Source organism: Ruegeria sp. SATB045, assembly GCF_059613525.1.
The window spans coordinates 23017-36812 of record NZ_JBXWSR010000027.1 but is presented as its reverse complement, the minus strand read 5'-3'; the positions used below and the strand labels follow the sequence as shown (position 1 = coordinate 36812).

Here is a 13796-nt window from a genome sequence, read left to right as displayed (position 1 = left end):
GCGATGACACTCAATAGACGAGTATTTCTTGGAGCCGCAGGGGTAGTGGCCGCCGGGCTATCCGCTCCGATGGTGCTGGCTCAAGGCAAGCCCCGTGTAGTGGTTGTTGGTGGCGGTGCAGGCGGTGCAACTGCCGCGCGGTACATTGCAAAGGACAGCAAAGGTGAGATTGACGTGACGCTGATTGAGCCGTCTCGGACTTACTATACCTGTTTCTTCTCAAACCTTTATTTGGGAGGTTTTCAGGAGCTATCGGACATCGCCCACAGCTACGGCACGCTTGCCGCGAACTACGGTATCAACGTCGTGCATGATTGGGCCACTGGGGTCGACCGCGACGCAAAGACGGTGTCCTTGGCAGGTGGTGGGTCAGTTCCTTATGACAAACTGATCCTCAGCCCGGGTATCGACTTTGTTGATGGCGCGGTCGAGGGCTGGGACCTATCGGCCCAAAACAAGATGCCACATGCGTACAAGGCTGGTTCTCAGACTGAGCTTTTGAAAGCGCAGATCATGGCGATGCCCGAAGGCGGTACCTTCGCGATGGTCGCTCCTCCTAACCCGTACCGTTGCCCGCCCGGGCCGTATGAACGGGTTTCGATGGTGGCGCACGTGCTGAAGGCAAACAACCCAACAGCAAAGATCATTGTCGCCGATCCGAAGCCGAAATTCTCGAAAATGGCTTTGTTCCAAGAGGGCTGGGGAAACAATTACGAAGGAATGGTCGACTGGATCGGCGAAGATTTCGGTGGCGGCAATGTATCCGTGAGTCCGGATGCAATGACGGTGACCATCGACGGCGAAGAGACAAAGGTCGATGCCTGCAATGTGATCCCAGCGATGAAAGCCGGTCGAATTGCGGAAATGGCGGGAGTAACCGACGGCAACTGGGCACCAGTAAACGCTGCGGACATGTCCTCCAAGGCCGATCCGGATATCTACGTTCTTGGTGATGCCAGCCAGCAGGGTGACATGCCGAAATCCGGTTTTTCGGCAAACAGTCAGGCAAAGGTCTGTGCGAATGCGGTACGAGGTGCGTTGACCGGATCTAAAGTATTCCCGGCCAAGTTCTCGAACACATGCTGGTCGCTGATCGATACCGATGATGGCGTTAAGGTTGGCGCAACCTATGAGGCGACGCCAGAAAAGATCGCGAAAGTCGATGGCTTTATCAGTCAAACCGGTGAAGATGCCGATTTGAGAAAAGCAACTTACGAAGAGTCGCTGGGTTGGTACGCCGGTATCACGTCGGACATGTTTGGTTGAGGCATTCGGGGGCTTTGACCGGTGTCAAAGACCCCGATGATCAATCTGAGAAAATGCGGTTCAGGAGGAGGACTAAAACCATGAAACAATTTATCGCCGCAGCCGCGTTTTCCACTGTTCTGGCGAGCCAAGGGCTTGCAGAAGAGATCATCACTACCCCCTTCGACGGTAGTTTTGATGACGCGACATTTGCAGTCGAGTCCGCGATTGTGGGACAGGGACTGGTCATCGACTATGTGAGCCATGTTGGGGAAATGCTGAATCGAACAGGCGCAGATGTTGGCAGCGACAAGCAAATATTTACGGCCGCGGATATCTTCATTTTCTGCTCGGCAAAAATTTCGCGCGAGGTCATGGAAGCCGACCCAATGAATATTGGCTTCTGCCCCTATGGGATTTTTGTAGCCGAAGACGACAATGGTGTGATGGTTGGATACCGAAGCTATCCTGATGGACCAATGCAAAAGGTTCAGACCCTGTTGTCCGGGATCGTAGAAGAAGCCGTTGGGAACTGAAATGAACTACCAGCGGTTTTTTCGTGATCAACTCGACCAGCTTCAAGAGGAAGGGAACTATCGGGTCTTTGCGGATCTCGAAAGGCAGTGTGGCGCGTTCCCGCAAGCGCGTAGCTACGCGGAAAATGGTCCCGAGAAAGTCACTGTATGGTGCTCTAATGATTATCTGGGGATGGGTCAGCACCCCAGTGTTATTGCAGCAATGCACAAGGTGATCGATGAGTGTGGTGCCGGGGCAGGCGGAACGCGGAATATCTCTGGAACGACCCACGAGCATGTTTTGCTGGAACGAGAACTTGCTGACTTGCACCGAAAAGATGCTGCCTTGCTGTTCACCTCCGGGTACGTCTCGAACTGGGCTGCCTTGGGAACTTTGGCGTCTCGCATTCCTGGCATCACAGTCCTGTCTGACGAGTTGAACCATGCCTCGATGATCGAGGGCATTCGCCACAGTCGGTGCCAGAAGCGTATCTGGAAACACAACGATGTGGCGGACCTTGAAAGGCACCTTGCTGAATTGCCTGCCAATGCACCGAAGCTCATTGCGTTTGAGAGCGTCTATTCCATGGATGGCGATATTGCACCAATTGCCGAGATCTGTGATCTGGCTGATCGCTATGGTGCGATGACCTATTTGGATGAGGTTCACGCCGTAGGGCTTTATGGACCAAGCGGCGGAGGCATTGCCGAACGCGAGGGTCTGATGGATCGGCTAACCGTCATTGAGGGGACATTGGGTAAAGCATTCGGCGTAGTTGGTGGATACATCGCGGCGTCGAAAGAGCTTGTCGACTTTGTGCGATCCTTCGCCAGCGGGTTTATCTTTACCACTGCATTGCCTCCAGCCGTGGCCGCAGGAGCTGCTGCTTCGGTTCGGCACCTGAAGCAAAGTAATTCGGAACGACATCTACACCAGCAGCGCGTGCGCGAGGTGCGAGACAGGCTGGACGATCTGGGCATTCCGCATACACCGAACCCAAGTCACATAATTCCGGTCATGGTCGGCGATCCGGTCAAGTGTCGCTTCATCTCTGACGTGCTGATGCGTGACTATGGAATTTATATCCAGCCGATCAATTATCCAACCGTCCCCAAGGGAACGGAACGTCTACGGATTACACCTTCCCCAGTGCATTCCACCGACGACGTGGATCGACTGGTGTCTGCCTTGGGTGAGCTATGGACACAATGCCAATTGGCGCGCAGGCCAATGGCCGCTCAATGACAACTTGACCGAAGACAAGGACGCGCAAGCAACCAAGTGAGAGTCTCTGTTGATGGAAAGACTCATCGATTTGTTGGGAGACCCTGGCGCTTTGGCATTTGCCGGTGCGCTTGTCGGTATCTTGTTCGGCGTGACGGCCCAGAAGTCTCACTTTTGTTTGAGAGCGTCGACCATCGAAGTCGCCAAAGGCGAGCTTGGTCCTCGACTGGCTGTCTGGCTAATCGCCTTCACCGCAACGCTCACCTTAGTGCAGGCGTTTGTCGCGTTTGAGTGGTTAGACCTTTCCGAGACACGCGCGATTGCGTCGACGGGCAGTCTCAGCGGCGCGATAATTGGCGGAGCGATGTTCGGCGTTGGTATGGTTCTGGCGCGTGGGTGTGCATCTCGCCTGTTGGTATTGGCCTCCTGCGGTAATCTGCGCGCCCTGATTGCAGGATTGGTTTTAACCTTAGTGGCTCAGGCTGCTTACACGGGCGTTCTTAGTCCCGCCCGCGAATTGCTTTCTGGGATCTGGACTGTCTCAGGGGGCGCCTCGAGAGATCTTTCAGAAATACTTGGATTTTCGTCAGTTGCTTATACAGCCGTTGCAGTATTGGGATTGGTGTCGGCAATTGCATTCGCATTCCACCGGAGAGTTGCTCCAATCAGGATCGTAACAGCCGCAGGAGTTGGCGTGGCGGTGGCGCTTGGCTGGTTAATGACATTTGCCATCGCGCAAGCATCATTTGAAGTCGTGCCTGTTTCGTCAGTCACGTTCACCGGACCGGCTACGGATACACTGATGGCGTTGGTTGCCGAGCGAAACGTCGTGTTGTCCTTCGGTATCGGCCTTGTTCCAGGCGTAGCAATTGGTGCTGCAGGCTCGGCCCTAACTGCAGGGGAGTGGAAGATCGAACGTTTTGGTCCGGATGCTCCGATGGAGCGCTACCTTGTTGGAGCTGTCCTCATGGGGTTTGGAGCCATGCTGGCCGGAGGTTGCGCCGTGGGTGCAGGGCTTTCAGGAGGGTCCGCCCTGTCATTGACGGCTTGGCTTGCCGTTTTCTTCATGTGGGTTGGAGCGATCAGCGCGCATAGGTTAATGCGCCGAATTCCTGTTCCTCAAACGTCCTGAGTTATTCGAATTCCATCTGCTCAAATACCCGCCCGGCATTTTTTGTCGCCAGTTCCTCAAACGTGTCCAAATGGGCATACGGTGATTGATCGACATAGTAAGCCTCTGCCAGATCGCCGCCGGCATCCATGTGCTCTTGGATCTTGCCGCGCAGGTAGACTAGGTAGTCGCGTGTATAGCGGCGCACCTGATCCATGTTCGTCGGATGACCATGTCCGGGGATGACATATTTGGCTCCCAAAGCTTCGAACTCGTTGTCCCATGTTTCAAGCCAATCCGCTGTATAGGTCTCTTGAAAGATCGGCAGCATTCGCTCGTGAAACGCCATATCACCCGCGATAACTAGGCTTTGGTTCGGCAGCCAAATCGAGATATCGCCGGGACTATGGGCCGGCCCGAGATATTTGGCCTCAATCCGGAAATCACCCATTTCAATCACGTATTCATCCTCGAATGTCTCGGTTGGGCCTGCCAGGAAGGTTCTTTCAGCCTTGTCCTGGTTGTACCGCTGCATTCCTTCAAGGATCTGTGGGCCGTATTCCTCGAATTCAGCCGCAGCATCCGAATGGGCGATGATCGGAATACCGAGCTCTGACCAGTAGGCGTTGCCAAGCGTCGCGTGCCCCTGACCATTTTCGTTGAAGACAAGCTTAACCGGCTGATCCGTGATTGCCTGAATTTCCTGGTGAAGCGCTTCAGCAAGCACATAAGCCGCGCCGCCGTTTATGACGATCACGCCATCTCCGGTAACTATGAAGCTGAGGTTGTTGTTGTGACCAGAGTTCTCGAAGGTCGGCGGGGCGGTTGCGCCAATGGCGGAATAGACCCCGGGGATGTACTCGACCGGTTTGGAATACAGCACACTTTGCGGGTATTGGTCTGCAATATCCTCGCTTGCCCAAGCTGGTGTGGCTAGGGCCAAGAAAATCGCCAGCGATCGCATCATTATTGTTCTCCAATGAACTTATAAGCAGACCCAGTCTTCTCGATCCGGCCGATTCCACCATTCGGCAGGTGGAAACCAATTATTTTCATTTGCTCGTGTGAAATCTGATCCAGCAGTGAATTCCGAGTTGCTGCCGCCGCCTGCGGATCCTGATCCGTGCCGCTGTGCCAGTCGGGGCGTTCAAAAGCTACGTGTGGATTTCCCAGCGCGTCGCCGACAATCATCACGGATTCACCCCCGCTGCGAATTTCAAACGCCATGTGACCGGGAGTGTGTCCAAAGCTCGCGCGTGCGGCAATACCGGGAAGGATCTCTTGCCCGTCGTCAAAGAACGCGGTCTGATCCTCAATTGCTTCCATACGCCGTTTTGCGCCTACAGCGAACGCAGCGCGATCTTCTCCAATGGTATCCACCGTCGAGGGGTTCCACCAGTAATCCCACTCATCGCGGCCAAAGTGATGCGTGGCGTTGGGGAAAAGAAGGTCATCGAAATCATCCAAAACGCCCCAGATGTGATCCGGGTGCGCATGGGTGAAGATCACGTGCGAGATGTCTTCGGGCGACAGGTTGATAGTTTCAAGAGATTCCAGAAGCTTGCCAGACGTTGGCATGAAATCGGGTCCAGCTCCCACATCGAACAGCACCGTGTTTTGACCATCTCGATAAAGTGCCACGTTGCACTCTGGCTCGTACTTGGCTGCGTCCACCTTGTAGCTGTCCAGAAGCTGCCTGAGTTCTTCCTTCGGCATGGCGCCAAAGACCATTTCCGAAGGCAATGACAGGTACCCATCTGACATGGTTGTAATCCGAGCCGAAGCACCGAGTTGTAACTCTGCCCACCCGATCTTGGATTGAACTCCAAGCGCTGCGATACACGTGGCGCCATACAAGAATCTGCGTCGTGAAAACTCATTTCGATCCATTAACAATCAATAAAATGAATATATTAATTTGTAAATGACGTAAGGTGGGGTCTTTCCAGAAGAACTAGAGTTGCGGCGGGCAGGGGCTTTCGCAGCATTTACTCTATGAAATAAAAATCGCCAATCAAGCACTTCAAGACCAGCTCCAATGTCATTCGCCTTGCGGTGGTGCTGTATACAGGCGTCATGTCCTATGAAATTTACTCGTCGCTCGATGTCTGCTCTGTCCGCATGGCAGTCGTTCGACCTGAGCCAAGCCTCTTTATGAGGTTGTCCGTAGGCACCGAAAGGAATTTCTGAATTGTGAGTTTTGATATTGCTTAGCTTAACAAAGCGGACATTCGCTTGGCTCACGTCGAACGACCACTCTGCGGATAAAGTTGACGTTCAACAAGTCTAATTGAAGATTTGCTTACTGTACAAATCAGCGCAAGATTAACCTAACAAGTATCAGAGAAAAAACTCTGCCCGCTCCACTACCCAAACCATAGCTACCAGACTTGCACATGCGGCAACTACCGCGCGAGATCCGACCCAGATACGGCCTGGTTGTTTGCGCAACAACAGCACCAATGGCCAGACCAATAGAACGATCATGACTTGTCCTGCCTCTACTCCAACGTTGAAGGCCAACAAGCTGTGCCAAACGTTCGGCGCATCAACACGTAGAATTTGGTGCAACATGAAAGAGAACCCAAACCCGTGTAGCAACCCAATGCCCGACGTGATGGCAAATGCCTTCAGATCGCCATGTCCTTTCTCTGGCGGCCAAACAGCCATTGCAGCGGCGTAGATTATCGAAAGTGCTATTGCCAATTCGACAGTTGGGATGAACCATGCTCCGCTCGGCGCGAAGCCAAAAAATCCCAAAATCAGTGTCACCGTGTGGCCCAAGGTAAAGCCTGTTACGCGGGCGAGAAGGCTGTGCAAGTTCAAGGCACCGATGATCATGCAAAGCACAAAAAGAACATGATCGGGACCTTCCAAAATATGCCGAATTCCCTCAACAAAAAAGGTCGAAGCGGCTGCGGTCGCTGATCCGGAGACATCAACCGGGGAATGCATTAGACCCCGTGCGCGAAACGTCCGAACATCTTGCCCATTGTAGTCGAGGATCAGGTTTGCCGTTTCTTCTTGTCCAGGAAGCCCCGGATCAGAAGTGTAAGACAAACTGTAGGCACCTACCTCTCCCGTAGGAAAGCGCAGGTGTACGTCCACCATCACCTCGCCTACATAAATTTCTTCAGGCGTTGGGAAATTGTCTCTTTGCGCAAGTGCCGAACGCGCCTCATTAAGCGTGGCAAATCCAGGTTCTTGCCCCAACGGGTGTAATGCTATCGAAACTATTTCTGCTATTTGTCGGCGACCGTCGATAGATAGCGAAAAGCCGTTTTCAGCAATACGAGCCAAACCGGACGGGTCTTTGTGAAATGCGGCCTGATCTAGGTAGTGCATGAGCACACCATCTTCGATCTGATTGTATGTGTACGGAGCGGGATCGGGCAAACCGTCCGAACCTTCGGGACCGACCAGTTCCGCGACCAAATAGGGCATCGGAAGGCGTAAATAGATATCTAGCCCATCTTCTGAGTGAGCCACATGATGAATACGTACATTTTGGTTGAGATTGAAATGGGACTCTGCTCTGCCCGCGCACAAAAGGATCGTGGCAAACAAGAACGTGGCAAAAAACAACCTTACCGCAACCACAGAATTACCCTCCTGTCTTGGCGCTGATAATCGTCAGGTCATCAAGCATCCAATGGTCGCCATGCCGCGAAACGTCGAGCAAGCCACGATAAGAAACCGCTTGCCTATGCAGGTGCCCCCAATGGCCTCCGCTTACGCGGGCTGTCCAACTGGCGAGGGCCTGATGCTGGTTTCTTTCTTCGCCGGGCGTGAAACTTTCGACACTCAGTTCGGAAATTGCTTCGACGCGAGCCATGGCGCCAGAGGGCAAGGTAACTGACAATCCACGGCGCATTTCTGCTTGAACCTTGTCGCGATTGATTGCTTCGACATAAGGCTCCATCGCCGCCACGGAATTATCATCTTGCGTCTCAAGCATCGTGGTACCGATGTTGGTTAACAGCCCTTCCACGATTTGACGCGTCGCGATTTCATCCGGCTCGGGCGCCGTCGACGGGTTGCCTAGGAAATACGTGACAATCGCAGCGGCACCGAATGCCCCGGTCAGGCCAAGCAAGACCAGACGCTGACCGTTTGCACGATGCCACGAAAAATATGCGCATATCAAACATAAGAACACTAAGGCGAGCGCAAACGATGGAACCTGAGTTACGCCAGCGACGTTGACGATAACCGGGCTGGTCTTTGGGTTGGTCCAAGTTGTCAGGTAATTGTTCCAACTTACAACAGGATCGGATGCATAAATCTGCGAGGGGACCGCCCCTGCCGGATCTGAAAGGGTGATCGGAATAACATCCAGACCAACTGGGAAAAGCTCCCATGCCAGATCAACTCGGTTCGGCAAAGTCGAAACCGGATAGGCAAGGACGACGCCCAGTAACATCGTCTTTCGGTTTGCCTCGGCTTGATCCGGAAGAACACGCAAACCTTCGGCACCAACTTTGATACGCGAGACCTGCACCGTTTCCGGTTTCATCGGCTTGCCGTCAACGGCGAGAGGGTTTCTCGTCTCAAAAAAGTCCGACACGCTAGACTTGATCCTGACGACATCATCTGTGGTCAGTCGGTCAGCATCGCCAAAGCCCAAGTCCACCCAAGTCTCAAGGTCTTTCAAACGCAATATGACCTCGTGCCGGACGACACGCGGTTCCATGGCAAGAAAAGACATCATCGGGGATTTGTGATGGCGAGTGAGGTTTGGATTCTCAAACTTGCTAAACCAAGGGTCTTCCCAGTCCGGCAGCATTGTTTCAGCCTGCGACAAATAGCGATAATCTGTCACTGGAACGCCCATATGCTCGGCCACAACGCCAAGTGAAGCCAAGGGAATCCCGTCTGGACTTAGTGGGGGAATGAACGTGATCTGTTCCGGCTTGCCATTGAACGGAAACTCCATGTCCACGTAGACGACATTTTCGCTACGCGGTCGCGGTCGATACAGAGTGCTCGCTGCTGTTTGCCGGGAAATTCTGGGGCGCACATCAATCGTATTCGTTGTGCTGATCAGTTTCTCTTCGTCTGCCCAGATCTGAAGGTTTTGCCCCGTACGCCCAGCCAGTGACGTTCCCGAACCATCATCTGGAATGACGAATATGGGATAGTCGTTCAAATCGACCTCAAGGAGCACCCGCACATGATCAGGCTGCACCGAAAGCTCAACAAAGTTCGGCGCGGTTTCTCCGCCGTAGGGGGACACGAGATCCGCAATCGATTGGCTTGCCCCAAACGCAAGACTCGCAAGTACTGAGCCCAACCGAACCCATGTTTTGCTGTATTCGCCAATCTTAGAAATGAAACGCGACGGCAGCATAGATACCATTCTGGTCCACATCATAGGCAAACTCCCCATCCGAACGGTCGGTGGAAAAGTCGATTCCATAAAACTGATAACCAAACCGCAGGGACGTGTTTTCCCAGCCTTTCCAGTCAAACCCAGCCACAACCAGGTATTGTAGGTCATCGCCATTCACACCGAAACCACTCAGTTCAGCCCGGCTGGCGAAATTCCATTTGTCGTTGATTTCCGAGATATATCGAATTGCGATCATTGGTTCGAGCCATTCTTCTGTCCCACCCAACGTCATACCTGGGCCGGGGCCCGCTAAGTCGATTTCCTGTTTGATCCGGTTCCACTGAACCCCAATTGCGGCATCCGCTGCATAGCGTTGGCCCGAGGCATTTACTCCGTTCGCAAACCGGTAAGCGCCCTGCACGTTGGCGAAGGTCTGCCGGACATCAACATCAACGTCCACCCTTCCACCGGGTAGAGTTCCATCTCCGCCAAGCTTTACGTAGTAAACTTCAGAAATGATCCCGAAGTCGCCGTTCCAGCCCTCGTAACGTACTGAAGCAGCGCCTTGCAGCACGTCCAGCACCTCGCTGAGGTTCAAGTCGAAATCGACGCTTGTTCCACCTATAGTTGACGTGCCCGTCGTGCGGAGCGGAAGGAACAAATAGGGCGTGATTGAGTGTCGCCAACCGCCTTCATCCTCTTCAGAACGTGCAAGTGACTGGGCGTTTGCTGCGTGGGATATGGCGGCAAGCAGCCATCCAACGCAGACCAAATAGCGAAAAATCAATGAGGTATGTCGCATAGAGAGTTCCGATCAGAATTGAAGGAACCGGCGCGTTATGAAGACGCGCCGGTCAAATTTAACTTTATTCATCGCCCGGATACGGGAACTCTTGGCCCAACACTTCTGACGCCTCCTCGTAGATCGGACGCAAGACGTCATCTACGTCGTCAACACCCCCGAGTGTGAACTCTGAGAACGTGAGAACATCTTGCGGCACACCAGCTTTTTCAGAAAAATTAACCCGATCCTGCATGTCGGGTGCCTGCGCCGGAGCAGCCAATGGCGGTGCCCAAGTTCTTTCTTCAGTTGCGGCCATGCGGATGGTTATGTCGTCCTGAAAATTAGACGCTCCTTCTAAAGGCAGCTTCCAACCAAGCCTGAATGACTTGAAAAATCTGATCTATGCGTAAAACTCAAAGCATGAGTGTGTATTTTGATGAAATGTTCAACGGCGATGGGTTACTCAGAGGTCCATACGAAGAGATCGGCCGCTGGTTCAACGCGGAAGACGTATCACGACTGAGGGCGAAACAGCGCGAAGCCGAAGAGGTTTTCAGGCTGACGGGCATAACTTTTAACGTCTACGGCAAAGCCGAGGCTGAGGAACGCCTTATACCGTTTGATATCGTGCCACGAGTCATTTCAGCGCGCGAATGGCAGCGGCTGGAACGCGGTATCGAACAGCGGGTGCGGGCAATCAACGCATTTCTACACGACATTTATCACCGTCAGGAAATAGTCCGGGCCGGGCGTGTGCCGGCTGAGATGATTGCCGGAAACGAAGCGTTCTTGCCGCAGATGCTTGGTGTCTCACCGCCCGGTCAGGTTTATACGCACATTGTCGGCGTCGATCTGGTGCGAACCGGCCCAGACGAGTTTTTCGTTCTGGAAGACAACGCCCGAACGCCATCCGGGGTCAGCTATATGCTGGAGAACCGGGAGACGATGCTAAAGATGTTCCCTGAGCTTTTTAGCGCGACCAACGTTCGGAATGTTTCTGACTACCCCCGCAATCTACGACGGTCGCTGGCGGCCTGTGCACCGGCTTGTGCAGACGGGGAACCCACTGTCGCGGTATTAACCCCGGGCATCTATAACTCGGCCTACTACGAACATGCGTTCCTCGCAGATCAGATGGCCGTGGAATTGGTCGAGGGTCACGATCTGCGGGTTGTCGACGGACGTGTCTGCATGCGCACCACCAGAGGCTATACGCCCATCGACGTGCTTTATCGCCGGGTTGATGACGACTTCCTGGATCCGCTGAACTTCAACCCTGATAGCGCATTGGGCGTGCCAGGGATTTTGGACGTATACCGCGCTGGCGGCATCACGATCGCCAACGCGCCGGGAACAGGCATAGCCGATGACAAGGCTATTTATTCCTACATGCCCGAGATCGTTGAGTTCTACACGGGCGAGAAGCCTCTGCTTCAGAATGTTCCTACCTGGCGGTGTAGCGACCCCGACTCTTTGTCTTATGTACTGGACAATCTTTCCGAGCTTGTAGTGAAAGAAGTGCACGGGTCTGGCGGCTACGGGATGCTGATCGGCCCGACTGCCAGCAAGAAAGAGATTTCAGCTTTCCGCGACAAGCTCATATCGCGGCCAGCGAACTATATTGCTCAGCCGACATTGTAGCTTTCGACGGTGCCGATCTTCGCGCGTTCTGGGCTGGCCCCCAGACATGTCGATCTGCGTCCTTTCGTTTTGGTTTCACCCGAAGGGGTCAAGATCACCCCCGGCGGCCTGACCCGCGTGGCTCTTAAGAAAGGGTCGCTGGTCGTGAATTCAAGCCAGGGTGGCGGGACCAAAGACACCTGGGTTCTGGAGGACTGACCATGCTGGGAAAAACTGCTGGTGGGTTGTTCTGGATGTCCCGGTATCTTGAGCGAGCGGAAAATACGGCGAGGCTGCTTGAAACAGGTCAGAGAATGGCGTTGACCCGTACCAAAAACTCTGCCGAGGAATGGGGTTCGGTTCTAAAAACGGCCGGTGTTCTGGATGGGTACCACGCTAAGTATGACGAGATTTCAAAGGACAATGCGGTCGATTGGGTGCTGCGTGACGCTGATAACCCATCCTCGATCAAGTCGGTTATCAAGCAAGCCCGAGACAACGCGCGCCTTGTTCGGACAGCGCTCACCCATGATGTCTGGAGCGCAGTGAACTCCACCTGGATGCAGATCGACGAGGTGATGAAACGACGCGTGAATGAGCGGGACTTACCTGCAACGTTGGAACTCATTCGACAACAGGCGGCTCTGGTCCGTGGTGCCACTTTGGGGACCATGCTGCGTAACGACATTTTCGATTTCACCCGCATCGGGACTTTTGTCGAACGGGCGGACAATACTGGGCGCATTTTGGACGTGAAGTACTATGTTCTTCTGCCCACAGCCTTCTCGGTCGGCTCATCACTGGACAACATCCAATGGGAAAGCATTCTCCGTTCCGTCGGCGCTGGTGGAGGGTATCGGATGACCCATGGTGAGAAAACTCGGCCGTCTGATATTGCTCAGTTTTTGATACTGGATCAGCGGATGCCTCGCAGTTTGCACTTCTGCTGCAGAAAGATTCAGGAAAACTTGTCTTACCTGAAGAAAGACTACGGCTTTGCTGGGCCTTCGTGCGAGGCATCAAATGCTCTCTACGAGAAATACCTGGATCAGAAAATTTCCGATATTTTTGAATTCGGTCTGCATGAGTACATTCAGGATTTTCTGACCGATCTCGGCAATTTGAGCCGTCAGATCGAGATTGATTACAGGTTCTACGAGTAGCCAATGAAACTGCACATTCGACACGAGACACGATACGATTTCGACGCGCCGGTTCCCTTCGGTCTGCAACAGCTGCGGAAAACACCAAAGTCATTTCGAAACCAGAGCATTGTGAGTTGGAGCACCCAGATCACCGGTGGGCATAAAGAGCTGACATTTGAAGACTACCACCGCAACACGGTGGAATTGATCAGTTTCGAAACAAACACCCAAAGCATCTCGTTGATCTCCGAAGGCATTGTTGAAGTGAAAGACACGCACGGCGTTCTGGGGCGTCACGAAGGGTCGACGCCCTTGTGGCTATTCAAAAGAAGCACTCCGCAGACATCGCCGGGGAAAAGAGTTGCAGAGCTGATAAGCGCATTGCCCAACGGCGAACCGCTGGAGCAGATGCATGCACTGTCCGAAAGAATTCGAGCTACGGTCTCGTACGAAATTGGAAGTTCACACCCGGGTTGGAGCGCAGAAGATGCCCTCAAAGCTGAGCGGGGCGTGTGTCAGGACCATACGCACATCTTCATTACCTGCGCCCGACAGCTCGGAGTGCCAGCACGCTACGTCTCGGGCTACTTGATGATGAACGAAACGGAGCTGCAGGACGCGACCCATGCCTGGGCCGAAGTGCATTTGGACGGGCTTGGGTGGGTCGGATTTGACGTCTCAAACGGGATTTCGCCAGATGATCGATACGTACGCGTCGCAACCGGTCTGGACTATGCCCAAGCCGCCCCGGTAATAGGGAACAGAATTGGGACAGCGGGCGAGCAATTGACAGTGCAGTTGCAAGTCGCACAGCAATAA

Annotated in this window: 12 protein-coding genes and 1 pseudogene; 7 read left to right on the top strand and 6 right to left on the bottom strand. The window is 53.7% G+C overall.

Translation table 11 applies throughout. The features are described 5' to 3' along the window. The first annotated feature begins 3 nt into the window (after window positions 1-3). The 4 genes from AC2FNR_RS14675 (at window position 4) to AC2FNR_RS14660 (ending at window position 4117) form a co-directional block, all read left to right on the top strand. The gene (locus tag AC2FNR_RS14675) at window positions 4-1266 is read left to right on the top strand and encodes an FCSD flavin-binding domain-containing protein (protein ID WP_496849718.1); all 1263 of its coding nucleotides are present in this window, start codon (window positions 4-6) and stop codon (window positions 1264-1266) included. Window positions 1267-1346: 80 nt separating this feature from the next. Further along, on the top strand, window positions 1347-1781 hold the full coding sequence (locus AC2FNR_RS14670; RefSeq protein ID WP_496849716.1) for a DUF302 domain-containing protein: 435 nt from the start codon (window positions 1347-1349) through the stop codon (window positions 1779-1781). A 1-nt stretch (window position 1782) separates the two neighbouring features. Next, the gene (gene hemA / locus AC2FNR_RS14665; RefSeq protein WP_496849714.1) at window positions 1783-3006 is read left to right on the top strand and encodes a 5-aminolevulinate synthase; all 1224 of its coding nucleotides are present in this window, start codon (window positions 1783-1785) and stop codon (window positions 3004-3006) included. A gap of 52 nt (window positions 3007-3058) precedes the next feature. Next, complete coding sequence (locus tag AC2FNR_RS14660; RefSeq protein ID WP_331251816.1) at window positions 3059-4117, top strand: YeeE/YedE family protein; 1059 nt, start codon at window positions 3059-3061, stop codon at window positions 4115-4117. Window position 4118: 1 nt separating this feature from the next. Here the strand turns inward: AC2FNR_RS14660 and AC2FNR_RS14655 are convergent, their stop codons facing one another. The 6 genes from AC2FNR_RS14655 to AC2FNR_RS14630 form a co-directional block, all read right to left on the bottom strand. Next, window positions 4119-5060 (bottom strand): MBL fold metallo-hydrolase, encoded by a 942-nt coding sequence (locus tag AC2FNR_RS14655; RefSeq protein ID WP_496849826.1) that lies wholly within the window; start codon window positions 5058-5060, stop codon window positions 4119-4121. Window positions 5061-5062: 2 nt separating this feature from the next. Then, complete coding sequence (locus AC2FNR_RS14650; protein WP_496849712.1) at window positions 5063-5860, bottom strand: MBL fold metallo-hydrolase; 798 nt, start codon at window positions 5858-5860, stop codon at window positions 5063-5065. Between the two features lie 576 nt (window positions 5861-6436). Continuing rightward, on the bottom strand, window positions 6437-7696 hold the full coding sequence (locus AC2FNR_RS14645) for a HupE/UreJ family protein (RefSeq protein WP_496849711.1): 1260 nt from the start codon (window positions 7694-7696) through the stop codon (window positions 6437-6439). A 4-nt stretch (window positions 7697-7700) separates the two neighbouring features. Continuing rightward, the gene (locus AC2FNR_RS14640) at window positions 7701-9470 is read right to left on the bottom strand and encodes a hypothetical protein (RefSeq protein WP_496849709.1); all 1770 of its coding nucleotides are present in this window, start codon (window positions 9468-9470) and stop codon (window positions 7701-7703) included. Continuing rightward, window positions 9421-10230 carry a hypothetical protein gene (locus AC2FNR_RS14635; RefSeq protein ID WP_496849708.1) on the bottom strand — a complete coding sequence of 270 codons (810 nt, stop codon included), beginning with the start codon at window positions 10228-10230 and terminating at the stop codon, window positions 9421-9423. Before AC2FNR_RS14635 ends, AC2FNR_RS14640 begins: the two co-directional genes overlap by 50 nt. Before the next feature lie 64 nt (window positions 10231-10294). Beyond that, entirely contained in the window at window positions 10295-10528 is a 234-nt protein-coding gene (locus tag AC2FNR_RS14630; protein WP_496849706.1) for a hypothetical protein, read from the bottom strand. 104 nt (window positions 10529-10632) lie between these two features. Between AC2FNR_RS14630 and AC2FNR_RS14625 the strand changes: the two are divergent. The 3 genes and pseudogenes from AC2FNR_RS14625 to AC2FNR_RS14615 all read left to right on the top strand — a co-directional run bounded on the left by AC2FNR_RS14625 (window position 10633) and on the right by AC2FNR_RS14615 (window position 13796). Further along, window positions 10633-12051 (top strand): annotated as a pseudogene (locus AC2FNR_RS14625) (circularly permuted type 2 ATP-grasp protein). A gap of 2 nt (window positions 12052-12053) precedes the next feature. Next, window positions 12054-12995, top strand: coding sequence for an alpha-E domain-containing protein (locus tag AC2FNR_RS14620; protein ID WP_475204531.1), 942 nt, complete (start codon window positions 12054-12056; stop codon window positions 12993-12995). Between the two features lie 3 nt (window positions 12996-12998). After that, a complete protein-coding gene (locus AC2FNR_RS14615; protein ID WP_170356822.1) occupies window positions 12999-13796 on the top strand; it encodes a transglutaminase family protein in 798 nt (265 codons plus the stop codon).

Excerpts from the sequence above, each read along its gene's own strand:
- AC2FNR_RS14675 (WP_496849718.1), top strand. The coding sequence starts at position 4 with ATGACACTCAATAGACGAGTATTTCTTGGAGCCGCAGGGGTAGTGGCC.
- AC2FNR_RS14670 (WP_496849716.1), top strand. The coding sequence starts at position 1,347 with ATGAAACAATTTATCGCCGCAGCCGCGTTTTCCACTGTTCTGGCGAGC.
- hemA (WP_496849714.1), top strand. The coding sequence starts at position 1,783 with ATGAACTACCAGCGGTTTTTTCGTGATCAACTCGACCAGCTTCAAGAG.
- AC2FNR_RS14660 (WP_331251816.1), top strand. The coding sequence starts at position 3,059 with ATGGAAAGACTCATCGATTTGTTGGGAGACCCTGGCGCTTTGGCATTT.
- AC2FNR_RS14655 (WP_496849826.1), bottom strand. The coding sequence starts at position 5,060 with ATGCGATCGCTGGCGATTTTCTTGGCCCTAGCCACACCAGCTTGGGCA.
- AC2FNR_RS14650 (WP_496849712.1), bottom strand. The coding sequence starts at position 5,860 with ATGTCAGATGGGTACCTGTCATTGCCTTCGGAAATGGTCTTTGGCGCC.
- AC2FNR_RS14640 (WP_496849709.1), bottom strand. The coding sequence starts at position 9,470 with ATGATGTGGACCAGAATGGTATCTATGCTGCCGTCGCGTTTCATTTCT.
- AC2FNR_RS14635 (WP_496849708.1), bottom strand. The coding sequence starts at position 10,230 with ATGCGACATACCTCATTGATTTTTCGCTATTTGGTCTGCGTTGGATGG.
- AC2FNR_RS14630 (WP_496849706.1), bottom strand. The coding sequence starts at position 10,528 with ATGGCCGCAACTGAAGAAAGAACTTGGGCACCGCCATTGGCTGCTCCG.
- AC2FNR_RS14620 (WP_475204531.1), top strand. The coding sequence starts at position 12,054 with ATGCTGGGAAAAACTGCTGGTGGGTTGTTCTGGATGTCCCGGTATCTT.
- AC2FNR_RS14615 (WP_170356822.1), top strand. The coding sequence starts at position 12,999 with ATGAAACTGCACATTCGACACGAGACACGATACGATTTCGACGCGCCG.